Source organism: Azospirillum sp. A29 (genome assembly GCF_042604625.1).
In the GTDB taxonomy this organism is placed as follows: Bacteria; Pseudomonadota; Alphaproteobacteria; order Azospirillales; family Azospirillaceae; genus Azospirillum; species Azospirillum palustre.
Window position 1 is genome coordinate 498,563 of the sequence record NZ_CP170466.1, and the last position, 17,153, is coordinate 515,715.

Consider the following 17,153-nt stretch of genomic DNA (forward strand, 5'->3'; position numbering starts at 1 on the left):
CCGCAACAACCATAGGCCTTTTCCGGACCCTGCTAGACCCCCTTGCCTGCTGGCTTACCCGCCGCCTTGCTCAATACCTCCAGCACCGCGCCCTCGCTCAGCAATTCGGGCAATGCTAGGCCGTCCGGTGCGCCGGGGCCGTAGACGATGTTGAAGGGAATGCCGTAGCGGCCATGGTCGGACAGGAACTTCGCGATCGCCGCGTCCGGGCGGGTCCAATCGGCGCGCATTGCCACGACGGTCGGATCGTCCATCCGCTGGGCGACCTCGCCGCGATTCAGCACCAGCTTCTTGTTGGCCTGGCAGGTGATGCACCAGTCGGCGGTCACGTCGACGAACACCGTGCGTCCGGCAGCGACATGTTCGCGGATGGTCGCTTCGGCAAAGGGCACCCAGCGCGCCTTGGACTCGGCAAGCACCGGCGCCGCCCCGGCCGACGGACCGACCGCCGCCGGCATGGCGAAAGCGGCGACCGCCAGCACGCCCGCCAACGCCGGCCCGGCGGTCCGCGCGGTCCCCCGCGCGCTCCGCCCGACCCACAGCGCCAGCACCAGCCCCGCCATCATCAGCCCGACCGTGGCCGCGGCCACCTCGCCGATCTGCGCGGTCAGCACCGACAGCAGCCAGAGCGCCGTCAGCATCATCGCGAACCCCAGCACCGTCTTAAGCGTCGCCATCCAGCGCCCCGGACGCGGCAGCCAGCCCGCCACCCGCGGCCATGCCGCGACCGCCAGATAGGGCAGAGCCAAGCCGACGCCCAGAGTCGCGAAGATCGCGTAGATCTCCACCGGCCCCTTCGACAGGGCGAATCCCACCGCCGTGCCCAGGAAGGGTGCGGAACAGGGGGTCGCCAGCAGGGTCGCGAACATGCCGGTGGCGAACGGCCCGGCCAGCCCGTCGCCGCCCAGCCGGTCGGCCAGGGCGCGTGGCAACGGCACCTCGAACAGGCCCCACAGGTTGGCAGAGAACAGCGTGACCAGCACGACCATGAAGACCAGGAACAGCGGCTGCTGGAACTGGATGCCCCAGCCGACCGCCCCACCCGCCGCCTTGACCCCGACCAGCACCGAGGCCATCAACAGGAACGAGGTCAGGATACCGGCGGCACTCGCCAGGAAGCCGGCGCGCACCGCGGCAGGCGCCTGCCCGCCATGCTTGACCACCGACATCAGCTTCAGCGACAGCACCGGCAGCACGCAGGGCATCAGGTTCAGGATCAGGCCGCCCAGCAGGGCCACCCCCAGCATCGCCAGCAGCCCGACACCGCCGGGCACCGACGCGGCGCCGCCGGCCGACGCGGTTGCCGGTGCTTCGACCGCCTTGTCGCCATCGACCAGGGTCAGCGTCATCGCGCGCCCGGCGAGATCGAGGCCCTGCGGCGGATCGGTCACCGTCAGGGTCAGACGGACATGGCGGTCATTGTCGGAAAAGACCGTCTTGGGGGCGGAGAAGGTCAGCGGCGGGTCCGTCTCCACGAACAGATCGGGGGAAACGAAGCCATCGGCGGCGGTCGCCTCGACTTCGAGAGCGGATCCTTTGCCCTGAACGGAGTCGACGCGCAGCAGACCGTTCGGTCCCTTCGGCACCAGCGCCTGCGCGCGCGCCACGTCGTTGGCGGCATCGCTGGGTCCGGCCGGCCCGGCCGGAAGGGCAAGCGCAAGCTCCAGCGTCTGCGGCACGCAGATTTCCGAGCAGACCAGTAGTTCGGCGGTCAGCGCCAGATCGACCGGCTTGCCGGGCGTCGCCGGCTTGCCCTGGATCGGGAAGAGAACCGCCGTGTCATAGCCCGCCGTTTCGAATCCCAGAACCGAGAAGCGGTGCGGCGCCGGATAGGACAGTGTCGCCTCCCCCAGATTGGCGGAGCGGCTCCAGTTCAGGCGCGGCGCGAATCCGGCATCGCCGGGGGAGCGCCAATAGGTCTTCCACCCCGATTCCAGCCGCAGTTCCAATCCCAAGGGCAGCGCAGCCAGATCGCCGGTGCCGCGCACCGCCGACACCAGCCGCGCCTCCACCGGTCCCGCCTTGGTCCAGGCCCCGACCGCATCCTGCGCAAAAACGGGGGCGCCGCCACCGGCCAGCGCGGCCAGACTCAGCAGGAGGGCGAGGGCATGTCTTTTCATCGCGCGCACTGTTCTCTTCCCTGGAAGGGGCGCATCCGCGTCCCCGACACCCTATATGATAGCCCATATAATGGTGACAAAGCTCGGCCGGTGCTGTCACACTCCGGTGAAAGCGTCGCCAGAGCGCCAACCACAACCGCACGTAGGGACGGACGCGGTTTCCCGCACCGGACCGACGACAAGGATAATCGCCCATGCCGCGCCTGACCAAGTCTCCGGAGTCCAAGACCACGGAAACGCTGACCGGCCAGCTGCTGATCGCCATGCCCGGAATGGAGGACCCGCGTTTCCAGCGTACGGTCATCTATGTCTGCGCCCACAATGAAGACGGCGCAATGGGGCTGGTGGTCAACCGGCTGTTCGGGTCGATCACGTTCGAGGATCTGCTGGAACAGCTAGACATGGACATCTCGCAGCCGGTCAACAACCTGCCGGTGCATTACGGCGGCCCCGTCGAGTCGGGCCGCGGCTTCGTCCTTCATTCGACCGACTATGTCCGCGACGGCACGCTGGTGGTGAATGACGACGTGGCCCTGACCGCCACCATCGACATCCTGCGCGCCATCTCCGAAGACCGCGGCCCGCGCCGCAACCTGCTGCTGCTCGGCTATGCCGGCTGGGGTCCGGGGCAGCTCGACGCCGAGTTCCAGGCCAATGGCTGGCTGAACGTGCCCTGCGACGAGAAGCTGCTGTTCGATACCGACCTGGATGCCAAGTGGGAACGCGCCATCGGCAAGCTGGGTGTCAGCGTCTCCATGCTGTCGGGCGAAGCCGGGCACGCCTGAGCGCGCCCTGCCTCCCCTGAGGCTTTATTTCGCCCACCGTGCCGCCGCTGCGTCGTCGCTGTCCTTGGCCTCGACCCAGCGCTCGCCCTCCGGCGTGGCTTCCAGCTTCCAGAAGGGCGCCTTGGTCTTCAGCCAGTCCATCAGGAAGCGGCAGGACTCGAAGGCGGCGTCCCGGTGGGCCGACGCGGTGGCGACCATCACGATGCGGTCGCCCGGCTCCAGCCGGCCATGGCGGTGGATCACCAGCACGTCGTCCAGCGGCCAGCGGCGGCGTGCTTCCTCCTCGATCGCCTCAAGCTGCTTCTCGGTCATGCCGGGGTAATGCTCCAGCGTCATGGCGTTGACGGAAGCACCGCCGGCGATGTCGCGCACCAGCCCGACGAACATCGCCACCCCGCCGACGCTGGTGCGGCCGGCGGTGAAGGCGGCATATTCGGCGCCGACATCGAAATCCCCGGCCTGGACGCGGATCGCCATGCCGTCAGCCCCCCGTCACCGGCGGGAACAGCGCCACCTCGTCGGTCGGCGAGATCGGGTGGTCGTAGGGCACATGTTCCTGGTTCACCGCCACCTTGACCACCTTGCTGTTGGCCAGGGCTTCGGCATGGCGGGGGCTGCGGGTCTTCAGCCATTCGACGAGATCGCCGGCTGTGGCGACCTCCGCCGGCAGGTCTACCGTCTCGATCGGCACGCCGATCTTGCTGCGCAGCCAGGCGAAATAGAGAATCTTCATCACGCGACCTCTACAGGAATTCTTTGAAAGGCAGGAAATCGACGGTCATGCCGGGCTCGACCCGCGCCAGATCCTCGGGCAACTCGATCAAGCCCTCGGACTCCACCAGCGACGACAACACGCCGGCCCCGTCGCGCGGGTATTTGGTCGCCTCAAGCGCGCCATTGGTGCCCGACACCAGCGACCCGCGCAGGAACTCGCGCCGGCCGGGCTTCTTCTTGTGGGCGAAGCCCGCGCGCACCGGGATCGGCTTCGGCGTCTCAGCGGATGCCCCCATCAGCGTCAGCAGGATCGGCCGGGCGATGCGCAGGAAGGTCACCACCACGGCAACCGGATTGCCGGGCAAGCCGACGAACACGGCATCGCGCACCCGCCCCAGCGCCACCGGCCGTCCCGGCTTGATCGCCAGCCGCCAGAAATCGAGCCGCCCATTCGCCTCGACCGCCGGCTTGACGTGGTCCTCCTCGCCGGTGGACATGCCGCCGGAGGTGATGAGCGCATCATGACCGGCCGCAGCCTCGGCGAGAGCGTCGCGGATGGCCTCGAACCGGTCAGGCAGAATGCCGAGGTCGGTAACGGCGCAGCCCAGCCGGATCAGCAGCGCGATCAGGGCAAAGCGGTTGGCATCATAGACGGCGCCCGGCTCCAGCGCCTGCCCCGGCTGCCGCAGTTCATCGCCGGTGGAAAACACAGCCACCCGGAGACGGCAGCGCACGTCCAGCACCGCATGGCCGAGAGAGGCGGCGAGCGCGATGTCCTCCGGCCGCAGGCGGCGCCCAGCCGTAAGCACGACCGAGCCCTTGCGCACATCCTCTCCCGCCAGCCGCCGGTTCACGCCACGGCGAATGCCGGGCGGCAGGGTGACCGTGGCATCGCGTCCGGTCCCGGCAGTGCGGCAATCCTCCTGCATGAAGACGGTGTCCATGCAGGAGGGCATTGGCGCGCCGGTGAAAATCCGCACCGCTTCTCCCCGCGCCGCCGGCCGACCGAGCCATTGCCCGGCAGCCACCCGCGCCGTCACTGGCAGAGTGGTGGGGGCATCGGCATCGAGGTCGTCGAAAAACACGGCATAGCCGTCCACAGCGGCGTTGTCGTGCGGCGGCACATTGAAGGGCGCCACCAGATCGGCAGCCAGAACCCGCCCCAGCGCATCGGACAGCGGCACGGCTTCGGTCGCCGTCACCGGCCCGACCCGTCCGGCCAGCAGCGCCAGCGCCGGCTCCAGCGCCATCATCGGTCCGCCGAAGGCGAAGCAGTCATTGTCGAGTTGCACCATGGCCGCCACTCTAGTCCGTTGCGGCATCGGGTGCGAAGAGGGAAAAGGCGCGCTTTCCGGGACGTGGCATTCAGCCGCCGAACAGGCCGGGAATCTCATCCACCCGGGTCAGCAGCCGATCCGGATGCCGCGCCGCCAGCGCATCGCCGCGCGTGTAGCCCCAGCCGACCGCGGCACAGGCCATGCCCACCTTTCGCGCCGCCTCGATGTCGCGCAGTTCATCCCCGATCCCGATGGCATGCGCTGCTGGAACGCCGGTGATGCGCAGCATCCTGCGGAACTTCGCCGCCTTGCCGAACAGCGAGGAGCCGCAGCCGTAATGAGCGACCAGCCCCGCCGCCTCCGACCCCAGGATACGGCGGATATTCTCGACAGAGTTGGAACTGACGACGGCGACCGTCACCCCCCGCTCGGTCAGCGCCCGCAGCATGTCGGGCACGCCGTCGAACAGGCGGATGCCGTCGATGTCGCTCGCCATCAGCCGGCGCATGTGGTTGGCGATGAAGGGGAGCTTCCAGTTGGGCACCCGCAGGTGCCGCATGATCTGCCGCGCGTCATAGCCGCGAAGCAGTTCGACCTCGTCGGCCTGCACACGGTTGAAGCAATAGCGGTCGGCAACACCGTTCAGAACGCCGACGAACCAGGGAAAGGAGTCGGCCAGCGTCCCGTCGAAGTCGAAGATGGCGAGCCGATGGTCACCACGGTCGGGCACCCGCTGGGTGGAGGAGGAAGCGCCGTCCATACTACCGTCCGACCGCGTGAAGGCTCGGCCTTACCCCAACCCGCAGCGCGCAACGATGAAGGCAGCAACCGCATCCGCGTCGTTCAGGTCCAGCACCGGAACCGGGCATCCCGGCACCGCGCTGTCGCTCGCCACCGCGACGATGGTGGGATCGTCCGGTGCGATCAACGCCTTGTCCACATCGGCCCGCCAGACTTCGATCTTCTCGTGCCGGTCGCGCTTGAAGCCCTCGATCAGCAGCAGATCGACCGGAGCGATCTTGCCGATCAGCTGGTCCAACGTCAGTTCCGGTTCCGCGTCGCGCAGTTCGTGCATCAACGCCCAACGGCGCGGGGAGCTGACCAGAACCTCCGTGGCGCCGGCCATGCGGTGGTTGTGGCTGTCCTTGCCGGGATGGTCGATGTCGAAGCCCTTGTGCGCATGCTTGACCGTCGAGACCCGCAGGCCACGCGCCGTCAGCGCCGGAATCAGCCGCACCATCAGCGAGGTCTTGCCGCTGCCGCTCCAGCCGGTCAGTCCGAAAATCTTCATGTCGGAAACTTTCAACCGGCGCTTCGGGCCGAACGGGCGGCACCGGGCTTGGCCGGCTGCTCCGCCATCATGTGGGTCAAGCCGGCGCGCATGTAATCCCACCCGGTGTAGAAGGTCAGCGCCGCGGCGATCCACAGGCCGACCGTACCGATGAAGGTCACCGGCAGTTCGGCCGGACCATAATCGCCGACGATCAGGAAACCCAGCGCGATCATCTGGATCGTCGTCTTCCATTTCGCCAGCCAGGTCACCGGCACGCCGACATGGAGGCCGGCCAGATACTCGCGCAGGCCCGACACCAGAACCTCACGCAGCAGGATCACCACCGCCGGCAGGATCGACAGGCCGGTCAGCCGGTGGAAGCCCGCCAGCATGATCAGCGTCGCCGCCACCAGCAGCTTGTCGGCGATGGGGTCCAGGAACTTGCCGATCACGCTTTCCTGCGCCCAGGCGCGCGCCAGATAGCCGTCGAACCAGTCGGTGATGCAGGCGGCCGCATAGAGCGAGCAGGCGGTATAGGCGGCCCACGCCTCCGGCACATAGAACAGCCCGACCACCACCGGGATCACCGCGATGCGCGACAGGGTCAGCAGGTTGGGCAGGCTGGTCAGCATGACGGAGAACTCGAACCGCTGGAGGATGTCGCCGCACGGCGCCCGTGAGAGAGCCGGCTGAATTCGTGTGCCTGCATTCTAACCATCGGGATGGAAGTGATCGTATATCTTTTTCGCAACGGTCCGATTGATCCCTTCCACCGCCTCCAGATCGGCAAGCCCGGCGCGCGCCACGGCACCGCCGCTGCCGAAATGATGCAGCAGGGCCTTTTTGCGGGCGGGACCGATGCCGGCGATCTCGTCGATGGGCGATTTGCCGATGGCCTTGGTCCGCTTGGCCCGGTGGGTGCCGATGGCGAAGCGGTGGGCCTCGTCGCGCAGCCGTTGCAGGAAATACAGCACCGGGTCGCGCGGCTCCATCTGGAAGGGCGGGCGGTTCTCCATGAAGAAATGCTCGCGTCCCGCATCGCGGTCCGGCCCCTTGGCGATGCCGACCAGCGTCACGTCATCGATGCCCAGTTCCGCGAACACCTCCAGCGCGACATTCAGCTGTCCCAGGCCGCCGTCGATCAGCACCAGATCGGGCCAGCTTCCCAGGCTGCGTTCCGGATCCTCCTTCACCGCCCGGCCGAACCGGCGGGTCAGCACCTCGCGCATCATGGCGAAGTCGTCGCCGGCCGCACCCTCCGTGCGGATGTTGAACTTGCGGTAGGCGTTCTTGATGAAGCCCTCCGGACCGGCGACGATCATCCCGCCGATGGCGTGCGCCCCCTGAATGTGGGAGTTGTCGTAGACCTCCACCCGCTCCGGCGCCGAATCCATCCCGAAGGCGGCGGCCACCCCTTCGAGCAACCGCGCCTGGCTGGAGCTTTCGGCCAGCCGGCGCCCATGCGCCTCGCGCGCGTTGGTCAGCGCATGCTCGACGATCCGGCGCTTCTCGCCGCGCTTGGGCTCCGCCAACTCCACCTTGTGCCCGGCACGGACCGCCAGTGCCTCGCTCAGCAGTTCCAGCTCCGGCAGGGCGTGGCTGACCAGAACCAACGGCGGCGCCGCCTTGTTCTCGTAGAACTGGGCGATGAAGGCGGCGAGAACCTCGTCGGTTTCCGCCGCCTTGTCGTGGCTGGGGAAGTAGGCGCGGTTGCCGTAGTTGCGGCCGCCACGGAAGAAGAAGACCTGGATGCAGGTCACCCCGCCCTCGGCATAGGCGGCGATGACGTCGGCATCCTCCACCACCCCCTCGACATTGATGTCCTGGTGGGCCTGGATCGCCGTCAGGGCGTGGATGCGGTCGCGGTAGCGCGCCGCCGTCTCGAAATCCATCGCGTCCGAGGCGGCCATCATCAGGTCGGCGAACTCCGTCTGAATGTCGCGGCTCTTGCCCGACAGGAAGGCGCGCGCCTGATCGACCTGCGCTTGATACTCCACCGGGCTGACCCGGCCGACGCAGGGCGCCGTGCAACGCTTGATCTGGAATTGCAGGCAGGGCCGGGTGCGGGCGGCGAACACCGTGTCGGCGCAGTTGCGCAGCAAGAAGGCGCGTTGCAGAGCCGTGATGGTGCGGTTCACCGCTCCGGCCGAGGCGAAGGGACCGAAATAATCGGCATCGCGCCCACGGGCACCGCGGTGCTTGGTCAGCTGCGGATAGTCGTGGTCCTTTGTGATCATGATGTGCGGAAACGTCTTGTCGTCTCGCAACAACACGTTGTAGCGCGGCATCAGCTTCTTGATCAGGTTCGATTCGAGAAGCAGCGCCTCCACCTCGGTGTGGGTGTTGACGAACTCCATCGTCTCGGTCTCCGCGACCATGCGCTGGAGCCTGACCGGCAACTTCCCCACCTGGGTGTAGTTGGTCACCCGGCGCTTCAGGTTGCGCGCCTTGCCGACATACAGGACCGCCCCGTCGCCCGCCAGCATGCGATAGACGCCCGGGGTCTGCGGCAGGGTCTTCAGATGCTCCCGAATGATCTCGACACCCCGGTTGATGTCGGCCGGACGCCGCTTCGGGCGCGCGGCAGCACCTTCCCCCACCGGCACTGCGTCGGTCGGGGCGGTCAGATCGGTCAAACCGTCTTCAGCCAGGCGATCTTCAGCGAAACCATCTGCGGCATCGTCGGCCGAGGGGGAATCCAGGGGGTCTGAGGAATGCGTTTCGGACATGACCAGAATGTCGTCGAGCGGCCGCCGCGGGTCAACTGTTGGGCACATACAGGTCGCATGTGGATCGACTCACCCCTCCGGAAGAATATCCACGAAACCTGTGGATAAGTTTGTCGATAACGGAGGGAGTAGCCCGTCCGGAGCTAGGCGCCGCAACGGATCGCATGCCACTGCCTATTTTTTAAGCATTTTTGCTAAGCCATTGATTTTACTATGACAGGGTCAAGTCAAGGGCGGGAATTGACGCGCTGACACAAAATCGTCGCTGCGGCGCAGGCGCCTCTTGCGCCGGGTGGGGCACCTGTGTAAAACGCGCGGTCCTTTTCCTCGCCCCCGCTTCCGTCATGCCTGTCGTCCGGCGCCGGGCGGGCGCGTCTTCCCATGTTTACGCGCTGTAACACACCGTCATTCGGTGGGCACGAAGCCATGCGCCGGCTGCGCCCATCCCAGATGCTCCCCACCGTCCAGCGCGATCATCTGTCCGGTCATCGCCGGGGCGGCGATCAGAAAGCGGATGGCGGCGCAGACCTCCTCCGGCGTGGTGCCGCGCCGCAGCGGGGTCGAGTCCCACTGTTCGGCGAATTCCTCCACCGTCTGGCGGTCGTTGCGCAGGGTCGGGCCGGGACCGATGCCGTTGACGCGGATTCGTGGGGCCAGCGCCAACGCCATCGTCCGGGTCAGCGCCCACAGCCCCATTTTCGACAGGGTGTAGGATACGAAGTGCGGCGTGGGGTTCCAGACGCGCTGGTCGATGATGTTGACGATCAGCCCGCTCTCGCCCTCCGGCAACCGCGACGCGAAGTCCTGCGACAGCACAAAGGGAGCCCGCAGGTTCGCCTCCATATGCGCGTCCCACGATTCGCGGGTCACGTCGGCGACCTCGTCGCGTTCGAACCGGGACGCGTTGTTGACCAGCAGGGTCAGCGGACCGAGCTGCTCCGTCACCGCCGGCACCAGGGTCTTCACCTCCGCCTCGCGGTCCAGATCGGCGGCGAAGGCCATGGCGCGTCCGCCCGCCCGCTCGATCTCCGCGACGACGGCATCGGCCTCCGCGCGGGAGCTTCGGTAATGGACGGCGACGTCCCACCCCTGCCCCGCCAGATCGAGCGCGATGGCCCGCCCGATGCGCTTGCCGGCCCCGGTGACGAGAGCCGCTTTCCTCTTGATCTCGACCATGGCGCCATAGGTACCTTGCCACTCTCGCGGGTCAAGGGGTGAGACGGCCAAAAAGCGAGGCGCCAGGAAGAGACAGACGGGAGGGAATTGGCCGGCGATGTTGCGCGAAGCCTTCGAATATCTGACCACCCCCTGCCCGCCGCTGGCCCGCAGGTTCGGCTATCTTTCGGAGATGGTGGCGCTGGGCGCCCGCCACCGGCGGCAAAGACGGGCGTGGGCGCCGCACGTCGCCGCCTGCCACCGCTTCGTCGAACAGGCGATGGAATGGGCGACCCCGGGCGGACGGGCGCTGGTCGCCGGTTCCGGACTGCTGATCGAAATCCCGCTTGAAAGGCTGACGGCCCGCTTCGACGAGGTGGTGCTGGTCGACATCCTGCACAGCCGCGCCGTCCGCCGCAGGGTCGCCCCCTTGCCCAACGTCCGGCTGGTCGAGATGGACGTCAGCGGCGCCCTGGCCCCGCTTGCAGCGTCGCTCGACAGCCGCGGCCCGCTGCCGACCGGCTTCGTCGCGCCGATTCCGGAGGGGAGCCCCTTCCGCTTTGCCTTGTCCTGCAACCTACTGTCCCAGTTGCCCCTGCTGCCGCTGGAGGCGGTGGAGCGCCGCGCCCCGAAGATCCCGGCGGCGGACCGGATGGCCTTCGCGCTGCGCATGGTCCACGGCCATCTGTGCTGGCTGACCGCCATCGCCGAACATGCGGCTTTGTTCACCGACATGGACACCTCCTGGATCCATGGCGGCACCGTGACCGAGGTGGAGGATTCGACCTGGGGCCTCGCCCTTCCCGCCCCCGACATGTCCTGGCTGTGGGACATCGCCCCGGCACCGGAACAGGACCGGCGGCACGATCTGCGCCACAGCGTCGGCGGCTGGTTCGACGTGCGGTCGGTGACAAGTGCCCTTCCGCCCTGTTGAGGAATGCGGAACCTCGACACAGAAGACCGGAGAGCGCCATGGCCACCAATGACCGCAACATCGACAGCCGCAAGGCCGGCAACGCCACCGGCCCCACCGACAGCGGCGGTATCGACGAGCGCGACATCCCGTTGGATATCCGCGAGACGCGCGATCATCTGGATGTGGACGAGGAGATCGAAGGCTTCCAGCGCATCATCGGCCCCGGTGCCGGCGGTCCGATCGACCAGCCCGACGAGGATTTCGGCATCCCCGGCAGCGAGGAGGCCGGCGGTCTGGGTACCGGCCCGCTGCCGCCGCGCCAGCCCGACCGTCCGCAGGGGCAGGCGGGGGAACGTGCCAACGACCGCATCGTCTCCGACCGCAACGTTGCGGTGGACGGCGCACGCGACCGCGAATGACCGGAGGTGCGAACTGTTGCCCGCAGTCAGCTGCGAACCGTGTCCTGCGGCAATAGTTCGCACCTCCGTTGATTGACGAAGCTGATACGGAAAACGTCGGTCGGCGTTGCACGGACCGCGCTTCATGGGACAGCGGCTCTGCCCTATCTTGAACTCCACAAAGCAAACAATGCCAAAGGGAGTGGACGTCTCTCACCTCACGTGGAGATTCCCAGAGCCATGAACACGTCTTTCAACGAAGTCCGCGATCCCCGCAGCCACGACGAAATCATGCTGGCCGCCCGCCAGATGCGCGCCGAGTACCTGCGCGAGCTGTTCGGCAAGCTGCGCGCCAGCCTGTCTGGCGCCCGCGCCGGCCACGGCAGCGCCCTGCCGAGCGCACGCTGACGGCAAGCAGAGTTCAAGATGTGATGAGACGCGGCACCGTGCCTTACCGCACGGTGCCGTTTTCCGTTTCAGCGTCAGCCGAAGCTTTAGCCACGCTCCGACCCCGGCGCGCCGGTGCTCCACAGCAGCCCCAGCACCAACCCCTTGCAGCGCGGCAGCAGAAGCAGCGTCAGCAGCAGGGTCAGCGACGGCCAGATCGTCAGATGCACCCAGGTCGGCGGCTCATAGGTCTGCTCGACCGACAGCAGGGCGGGAATGACGATGTGGCCGACGATCAGGATCGTCATCCATGGCGGCGCGTCGTCGGCGCGCAGATGGCCATAGGCCTCGCCGCAGGCCGAACACTGGTCGACCGGCTTGAGGAAATTCCGCAGCAGCCGGCCACGCCCGCAATTGGGGCAGCAGCCGATCAGGCCGCGGAAGGAGGCGAGAAACTTCGACGGAGCCGTTCCGGTCCCTGCGATCATGGCCACTCCTTCCGTGTTGCCCACAATATAGGCTCTTCTCCGGCAAACCACACTCCCGATTGCGGGCAAGGCCGGCATGCCGCCATATCCTGGCCCGGACGCCCCTGCTGCCGAGTTGACGGCGGCGCCCGCGCGGTCTAGGGGAAGACCTTTGCGTTGCGGAGAGTCCCAAGCCATGTCCTTCACCCGCCTGTTGTGCGCCGCGGCGGCACTCGCCGCCTTCGTCGGTCCGATCGCCGCGCCGGTTTCGGCCATGGCGCAGAGCAAGACCGTCGCCATCACCGCCATCGTCCAGCATCCGGCGCTCGACGCCACCCGCGACGGCATCGTGGAGGCGCTGAAGGACGCCGGCTTCGTCCAGGGCCAGACCTTGAAGGTCGAATATCAGAGCGCGCAGGGCAATCCGGCCACCGCCGCCCAGATCGCCCGCCAGTTCGCCGGCTCCCGCCCTGACGTGATCGTCCCGATCTCGACGCCGTCGGCACAGGCGGTGGCGGCAGCGACCCGTGACATCCCCGTTGTCTTCACCGCGGTGACCGATCCGATCTCGGCCCAAATGGTGAAGTCGATGGACAAGCCCGGCGCCAACATCACCGGCCTGTCCGATATGGCCCCGGTGGGCGAGCATGTGGCGCTGATCCGCGAGATCCTGCCGCAGGTCAAGCGCATCGGCGTGCTCTACAACCCCGGTGAGCCCAACTCCATCGTGCTGGTCAAGGCGTTGAAGGACGAGGCGGCCAAGGCTGGGCTGAGCGTGGTCGAGGCCTCCGTGCCGAAGTCGTCCGATGCCCAGCAGGCGGTGCGCAGCCTCGTCGGCAAGGCCGACGCCGTTTACATCCCGCTCGACAACACCGTCGTCTCCGCTCTGGAAAGCGTGATCGCGGTCGGCCAGCAGGCGAAGCTGCCGATCTTCTCCGCCGACACCGACAGCGTCGCCCGCGGCACGGTCGCCTCGGTCGGCTTCGATTATTTCCAGGTCGGCAAGCAGACCGGCGCCATCGTCGCCCGCGTCCTGAAGGGCGAGAAGCCGGGCGACATCCCGGTGGCGCTCGCCAAGGGCACCGACCTGTTCGTCAATCCCAAGTCCGCCGCCGCCATGGGCGTCACCCTGCCCGAGGCGGTGGTGAAGCGCGCGACGAAGGTTGTCGGGCAGTAAGCGATCGTCAGGGGGAGCGGCATGCTCCCTCGCCAAGCCCTTTCAAAAGCACCGCAATGACTGAAATCGCCCTCTTCGGCGCCATCGAGATCGGCCTCGTCTATGCGCTGGTCGCCATCGGCGTCTATCTGTCCTTCCGCATCCTGGACTTCCCCGACCTGACGGTGGACGGAAGCTTTCCGCTGGGGGCGGCCGTCTGCGCGGTGCTTCTGATCGCCGGGGTCAACCCATGGCTCGCCAGCCTCGCGGCGGCACTTGCCGGTGCTGCGGCCGGGCTGATCACGGCGACGCTGAACGTCCGCTTCAAGATCCTGCATCTGCTCGCCAGCATCCTGACGATGATCGCGCTGTTCTCGGTCAACCTGCGGGTCATGGGCCGGCCGAACGTCGCTCTGCTGATGCAGGACACCGTTCTGACGCCTTTCTATGGGCTGGGGATTCCCGACCACATCGTCCGTCCGCTGGTGGTCGGCGTCATCGTCGCGGCGGTCGTGCTGCTGCTCGCCCGCTTCCTGGGCAGCGAATTCGGGCTGGCGATGCGGGCGACCGGTGTCAATGCGCGGATGGCGCGGGCGCAGGGGGTCGACACCGATGCCCATGTCTATGCCGGCATCGCCCTGTCGAACGCCCTGACCGGTCTGGCCGGCGCCCTGTTCGCTCAGACCAACGGCTTCGCCGACGTCACCACCGGCATAGGCACCATCGTCGTCGGGCTGGCCGCCGTGATCGTCGGCGAGACGGTGCTGCCCGCCCGCGCGCTGGCCCTGGCGCTGGTCGGCTGCGTCGCCGGCTCAATCCTCTATCGTCTCGCGGTCCAGCTGGCGCTGTCGGCCGACGCCATCGGGCTGCAGGCCTCCGACCTCAATCTGGTGACCGCGGTGCTGGTCGCCGTCGCCCTGATCCTGCCGCGCCTGAAGGCGAAGGCCAGCCGCAGCACGAAAGCCGCCCGATGATCGTCGTCGAAGACATCCACGTCACCTTCGGGCGCGGCACGCCGCTGGAAAAGCATGCGCTGCGCGGCGTCGACCTGACCATTCCCGAAGGCGAGTTCGTCACCGTCATCGGCTCCAACGGCGCCGGAAAATCGACCTTCCTCGGCTCGCTGGCCGGCGACGTGCTGGCGGAGCAGGGGCGCATCTCCATCGACGGCACCGACGTCACCCGCTGGGACACGCCGCGCCGCGCCGGTCTGGTCGCCCGCGTCTTCCAGGATCCGATGGCCGGCAGTTGCGCCACCTTGACCATCGAGGAAAACATGGCGCTCGCCGCCGCCCGCGGACGACGCCGCGGTCTGGCGCCGGCGCTGGGCGGCGACCGCCGCAAGGGCTTCCGCGACCGCATCGCGGCGCTGGGGCTGGGGTTGGAGAACCGACTGCACGACCGCATGGGCCTGCTGTCCGGCGGCCAGCGCCAAGCGGTCAGCCTGCTGATGGCGACTCTCGCCGGTTCCAAGATCCTGCTGCTGGACGAGCACACCGCGGCACTCGATCCCGCCACCGCCGACTTCGTGCTGGATCTGACCCGCCGCATCGTCCGCGACAACCGCCTGACCACGCTGATGGTCACCCATTCGATGCGGCAGGCGCTCGACTATGGCGACCGCACGCTGATGCTGCACGAAGGCCGCGTCGTGCTGGACGTGGCGGGGGAGGAGCGCGCCGGGCTGGACGTGCCGCACCTGCTCGCGCTGTTCGCCAGACAGCGCGGCGGGGCGGAGATCAGCGACGACAGCCTGCTGATCGGTTAGAGTGTGATCGGTTCAAGCGGAATCGCTTGAAGCGTGAATCACACGGAAAACCAAAAGGTTAGAGTCTGTCTGATGCTTCAATAACCATCGGACAGACTCTAGGCGCTGGCGGTTCTCGGTTCCGCCTCTCCCTGCACGGCATCCTCGCGGTCCGCCTCGAACAGCGACTGAAGCTCGGCGGCAGCATCGCGGGAGGTCTGGATCAGCTTGGTCTCGTCATTGTGGACGGCATGCTGGCGGATCAGGGTCCGCTCGTCATGGGCGCGGAAAGTGTCGAGCGTCCGCGAGACCTCGCCCTCTGCCATGCCCATCTGGCGCAGCACGTCGCCGGTCAGCCGGATGCTGCTGTCGAAGGTCTCGCGCACGATGTGGGTGACGCCGCGGTCCATAAGATGGTGGACATGGCGGCGGTTGCGGGCGCGGGCGAAGATGGTCAGGTTGGGGAAATGGCGCGTGGCCATCTCCACCACCCGCAGCGACTGCTCCATGTCGTCCAGCGCCACCACCAGCACCCTGGCCTTCTCCGCCCCGGCGGCACGCAGAAGCTCGACGCGCGTCGGGTCGCCGTAATAGGCCTTGCTGCCGAACTTGCGGACGAAGTCGACCTGCGCCGCACTGCTCTCCAGCGCGGTGAAGGCGATGCCACGCATCCGCAGCACACGGCCGACCACCTGCCCGACCCGGCCGAAGCCGCAGATGATGACGGGCGGATTCTCGTCGGGCGGGGTGTCGAAGGGGCGCTTGGGCTTGCCGCTCATCAGGCGCGGCGCGAACCAGCGCTCTTCCGCCGCGAACAGGAAGGGGGTTGCCAGCATCGACAGGGTGACCACCAGCATGGCCGCCGACGCCTGCTCCCCCGCCATCGCACCGCCGCCGACCGCCAGCCCGAACAGGACGAAGCCGAACTCGCCGCCCTGGCTCAGCACCGTCGCCATCCGCATGGATCCGACCCACGGCACTCCGGCAACGCGGGCCAGAACCAGCATCACCAGCCCCTTCACCACCAACAGCGCCACGGCGAGACCAAGAAAGCGGATCGGATGCGCCAAGAGGGTGGGCACATCCGCCCCCATACCGACCGAGACGAAAAACAGCCCCAGCAGCAAACCTTCGAACGGCTCGATGTCGGCCTGCACCTCGTGCCGGTATTCCGAATCCGACAGCAGGACGCCGGCCATGAAGGCGCCCAGCGACATCGACAGCCCGGCCTCCTGGATCAGCACGGCGGTGCCGATGACGACCAGCAAGGTGGTGGCGGTGAAGATCTCCGGTGCGCCGGCACGGTCCACCGCATTGAAGATCGGCCGCAGCAGATAGCGCCCGCCGATCAACACCAGCGCCACCGCGACCACCGCCTTCGCCACGGCCAGCCAAGCGCCATCGGCATGCGGAACGGAGCCATTGCCCAGCAGCGGCAGCAGAGCCACCGCCGGGATGATCGCAAGATCCTGGAACAGCAGGATGGAAAAGGCGCTGCGCCCCGACTGGTTGGCGAGCAGCCCGCGCTCCGCCATCATCGGCAGCGCCATGGCGGTGGAGGACAGGGCGAAGCCGAAACCCAGCACCGCCGAGGTCGGCCAGGGCAACCCCAGCCCCAGACCGCACAGTCCGGCGATTACCGCACCGGTGACGGCGACCTGCGCACCGCCAAGCCCCAGCACCGATTTCCGCATGACCCACAGGCGGGCGGGCCGCAACTCCAGCCCGATCAGGAACAGCAGCATGACGACGCCGAGTTCCGAGGCGTGGGCAATCGCCCCCACATTGGTCACCAGCCCAAGGCCCGCAGGCCCCACCGCCAGTCCGGCGGCGAGATAACCCAGCGGCGCGCCGAACCCAAATCTCTTTGCCACCGGCACGGCGACCACCATCGCCGCCAGCAGCACAACCAACGTCACAAGCTCCGCCATATTCCCCGCCGCTCGACTGTCGCAGCGGCACTATGACGCGATTTCAACGGGCAAGGCCAGACGCTTGACCGTCGGCCCGGCCCTACACCTTCATGCTA

General features: G+C 67.7%; 18 protein-coding genes. 7 read left to right on the forward strand and 11 right to left on the reverse strand.

Annotation, left to right across the window (positions count from 1 at the left end; all coding sequences use genetic code 11):
• Positions 1-32 precede the first annotated feature (32 nt).
• Positions 33-2,120 carry a protein-disulfide reductase DsbD family protein gene (locus ABNQ38_RS17175; protein WP_377809448.1) on the reverse strand — a complete coding sequence of 696 codons (2,088 nt, stop codon included), beginning with the start codon at positions 2,118-2,120 and terminating at the stop codon, positions 33-35.
• Positions 2,121-2,314: 194 nt separating this feature from the next.
• Here ABNQ38_RS17175 and ABNQ38_RS17180 point away from each other — a divergent pair, with 194 nt between their 5' ends.
• Positions 2,315-2,905: a YqgE/AlgH family protein gene (locus ABNQ38_RS17180; protein ID WP_109049926.1), complete on the forward strand. Its 591-nt coding sequence runs from the start codon at positions 2,315-2,317 to the stop codon at positions 2,903-2,905.
• Between the two features lie 24 nt (positions 2,906-2,929).
• On the opposite strand, the gene moaE is transcribed toward ABNQ38_RS17180, so the two are convergent.
• From moaE to ABNQ38_RS17220, 8 genes are all read right to left on the reverse strand, one after another.
• Complete coding sequence (moaE, locus tag ABNQ38_RS17185) at positions 2,930-3,382, reverse strand: molybdopterin synthase catalytic subunit MoaE (RefSeq protein WP_377809449.1); 453 nt, start codon at positions 3,380-3,382, stop codon at positions 2,930-2,932.
• Positions 3,383-3,386: 4 nt separating this feature from the next.
• Positions 3,387-3,638: a molybdopterin converting factor subunit 1 gene (moaD, locus tag ABNQ38_RS17190; protein ID WP_377809450.1), complete on the reverse strand. Its 252-nt coding sequence runs from the start codon at positions 3,636-3,638 to the stop codon at positions 3,387-3,389.
• A gap of 10 nt (positions 3,639-3,648) precedes the next feature.
• Positions 3,649-4,914: a gephyrin-like molybdotransferase Glp gene (gene glp / locus ABNQ38_RS17195; RefSeq protein ID WP_377809451.1), complete on the reverse strand. Its 1,266-nt coding sequence runs from the start codon at positions 4,912-4,914 to the stop codon at positions 3,649-3,651.
• 70 nt (positions 4,915-4,984) lie between these two features.
• Positions 4,985-5,656 (reverse strand): HAD hydrolase-like protein, encoded by a 672-nt coding sequence (locus tag ABNQ38_RS17200; RefSeq protein ID WP_377809452.1) that lies wholly within the window; start codon positions 5,654-5,656, stop codon positions 4,985-4,987.
• Positions 5,657-5,686: 30 nt separating this feature from the next.
• Positions 5,687-6,187 (reverse strand): molybdopterin-guanine dinucleotide biosynthesis protein B, encoded by a 501-nt coding sequence (gene mobB / locus ABNQ38_RS17205; RefSeq protein ID WP_109049931.1) that lies wholly within the window; start codon positions 6,185-6,187, stop codon positions 5,687-5,689.
• Positions 6,188-6,198: 11 nt separating this feature from the next.
• The gene (pgsA, locus tag ABNQ38_RS17210; RefSeq protein ID WP_109049932.1) at positions 6,199-6,801 is read right to left on the reverse strand and encodes a CDP-diacylglycerol--glycerol-3-phosphate 3-phosphatidyltransferase; all 603 of its coding nucleotides are present in this window, start codon (positions 6,799-6,801) and stop codon (positions 6,199-6,201) included.
• A gap of 78 nt (positions 6,802-6,879) precedes the next feature.
• Complete coding sequence (uvrC, locus tag ABNQ38_RS17215) at positions 6,880-8,946, reverse strand: excinuclease ABC subunit UvrC (protein WP_377809453.1); 2,067 nt, start codon at positions 8,944-8,946, stop codon at positions 6,880-6,882.
• Between the two features lie 357 nt (positions 8,947-9,303).
• Positions 9,304-10,074, reverse strand: a complete 771-nt coding sequence (locus ABNQ38_RS17220) for an SDR family oxidoreductase (RefSeq protein WP_377809454.1) — start codon at positions 10,072-10,074, stop codon at positions 9,304-9,306.
• A 97-nt stretch (positions 10,075-10,171) separates the two neighbouring features.
• Here ABNQ38_RS17220 and ABNQ38_RS17225 point away from each other — a divergent pair, with 97 nt between their 5' ends.
• The 3 genes from ABNQ38_RS17225 (at position 10,172) to ABNQ38_RS17235 (ending at position 11,775) form a co-directional block, all read left to right on the forward strand.
• Complete coding sequence (locus tag ABNQ38_RS17225) at positions 10,172-10,987, forward strand: hypothetical protein (protein WP_377809455.1); 816 nt, start codon at positions 10,172-10,174, stop codon at positions 10,985-10,987.
• Positions 10,988-11,025: 38 nt separating this feature from the next.
• Positions 11,026-11,388 carry a hypothetical protein gene (locus ABNQ38_RS17230; RefSeq protein WP_377809456.1) on the forward strand — a complete coding sequence of 121 codons (363 nt, stop codon included), beginning with the start codon at positions 11,026-11,028 and terminating at the stop codon, positions 11,386-11,388.
• Positions 11,389-11,607: 219 nt separating this feature from the next.
• A complete protein-coding gene (locus tag ABNQ38_RS17235) occupies positions 11,608-11,775 on the forward strand; it encodes an RSP_7527 family protein (RefSeq protein WP_377809457.1) in 168 nt (55 codons plus the stop codon).
• Positions 11,776-11,861: 86 nt separating this feature from the next.
• Here the strand turns inward: ABNQ38_RS17235 and ABNQ38_RS17240 are convergent, their stop codons facing one another.
• Positions 11,862-12,242 carry a DUF983 domain-containing protein gene (locus ABNQ38_RS17240; protein ID WP_098739913.1) on the reverse strand — a complete coding sequence of 127 codons (381 nt, stop codon included), beginning with the start codon at positions 12,240-12,242 and terminating at the stop codon, positions 11,862-11,864.
• A gap of 175 nt (positions 12,243-12,417) precedes the next feature.
• Between ABNQ38_RS17240 and ABNQ38_RS17245 the strand changes: the two genes are divergently transcribed.
• Genes ABNQ38_RS17245 through ABNQ38_RS17255 form a run of 3 tightly spaced genes read left to right on the forward strand, consistent with a single transcriptional unit; the run spans position 12,418 to position 15,145 of the window.
• Positions 12,418-13,398: an ABC transporter substrate-binding protein gene (locus ABNQ38_RS17245; protein WP_377809458.1), complete on the forward strand. Its 981-nt coding sequence runs from the start codon at positions 12,418-12,420 to the stop codon at positions 13,396-13,398.
• Between the two features lie 56 nt (positions 13,399-13,454).
• On the forward strand, positions 13,455-14,351 hold the full coding sequence (locus ABNQ38_RS17250) for an ABC transporter permease (protein ID WP_377809459.1): 897 nt from the start codon (positions 13,455-13,457) through the stop codon (positions 14,349-14,351).
• Positions 14,348-15,145, forward strand: a complete 798-nt coding sequence (locus tag ABNQ38_RS17255) for an ABC transporter ATP-binding protein (protein WP_376959183.1) — start codon at positions 14,348-14,350, stop codon at positions 15,143-15,145. Before ABNQ38_RS17250 ends, ABNQ38_RS17255 begins: the two co-directional genes overlap by 4 nt.
• A 98-nt stretch (positions 15,146-15,243) precedes the next feature.
• On the opposite strand, the gene ABNQ38_RS17260 is transcribed toward ABNQ38_RS17255, so the two are convergent.
• Positions 15,244-17,055 (reverse strand): monovalent cation:proton antiporter-2 (CPA2) family protein, encoded by a 1,812-nt coding sequence (locus ABNQ38_RS17260; protein ID WP_377809460.1) that lies wholly within the window; start codon positions 17,053-17,055, stop codon positions 15,244-15,246.
• Between the last annotated feature and the right edge of the window lie 98 nt (positions 17,056-17,153).

Bases quoted from the DNA above. Each gene is read 5' to 3' on its own strand.
- ABNQ38_RS17175 (WP_377809448.1), bottom strand. From the start codon at position 2,120: ATGAAAAGACATGCCCTCGCCCTCCTGCTGAGTCTGGCCGCGCTGGCC.
- ABNQ38_RS17180 (WP_109049926.1), top strand. From the start codon at position 2,315: ATGCCGCGCCTGACCAAGTCTCCGGAGTCCAAGACCACGGAAACGCTG.
- moaE (WP_377809449.1), bottom strand. From the start codon at position 3,382: ATGGCGATCCGCGTCCAGGCCGGGGATTTCGATGTCGGCGCCGAATAT.
- moaD (WP_377809450.1), bottom strand. From the start codon at position 3,638: ATGAAGATTCTCTATTTCGCCTGGCTGCGCAGCAAGATCGGCGTGCCG.
- glp (WP_377809451.1), bottom strand. From the start codon at position 4,914: ATGGTGCAACTCGACAATGACTGCTTCGCCTTCGGCGGACCGATGATG.
- ABNQ38_RS17200 (WP_377809452.1), bottom strand. From the start codon at position 5,656: ATGGACGGCGCTTCCTCCTCCACCCAGCGGGTGCCCGACCGTGGTGAC.
- mobB (WP_109049931.1), bottom strand. From the start codon at position 6,187: ATGAAGATTTTCGGACTGACCGGCTGGAGCGGCAGCGGCAAGACCTCG.
- pgsA (WP_109049932.1), bottom strand. From the start codon at position 6,801: ATGCTGACCAGCCTGCCCAACCTGCTGACCCTGTCGCGCATCGCGGTG.
- uvrC (WP_377809453.1), bottom strand. From the start codon at position 8,946: ATGTGCCCAACAGTTGACCCGCGGCGGCCGCTCGACGACATTCTGGTC.
- ABNQ38_RS17220 (WP_377809454.1), bottom strand. From the start codon at position 10,074: ATGGTCGAGATCAAGAGGAAAGCGGCTCTCGTCACCGGGGCCGGCAAG.
- ABNQ38_RS17225 (WP_377809455.1), top strand. From the start codon at position 10,172: ATGTTGCGCGAAGCCTTCGAATATCTGACCACCCCCTGCCCGCCGCTG.
- ABNQ38_RS17230 (WP_377809456.1), top strand. From the start codon at position 11,026: ATGGCCACCAATGACCGCAACATCGACAGCCGCAAGGCCGGCAACGCC.
- ABNQ38_RS17235 (WP_377809457.1), top strand. From the start codon at position 11,608: ATGAACACGTCTTTCAACGAAGTCCGCGATCCCCGCAGCCACGACGAA.
- ABNQ38_RS17240 (WP_098739913.1), bottom strand. From the start codon at position 12,242: ATGATCGCAGGGACCGGAACGGCTCCGTCGAAGTTTCTCGCCTCCTTC.
- ABNQ38_RS17245 (WP_377809458.1), top strand. From the start codon at position 12,418: ATGTCCTTCACCCGCCTGTTGTGCGCCGCGGCGGCACTCGCCGCCTTC.
- ABNQ38_RS17250 (WP_377809459.1), top strand. From the start codon at position 13,455: ATGACTGAAATCGCCCTCTTCGGCGCCATCGAGATCGGCCTCGTCTAT.
- ABNQ38_RS17255 (WP_376959183.1), top strand. From the start codon at position 14,348: ATGATCGTCGTCGAAGACATCCACGTCACCTTCGGGCGCGGCACGCCG.
- ABNQ38_RS17260 (WP_377809460.1), bottom strand. From the start codon at position 17,055: ATGGCGGAGCTTGTGACGTTGGTTGTGCTGCTGGCGGCGATGGTGGTC.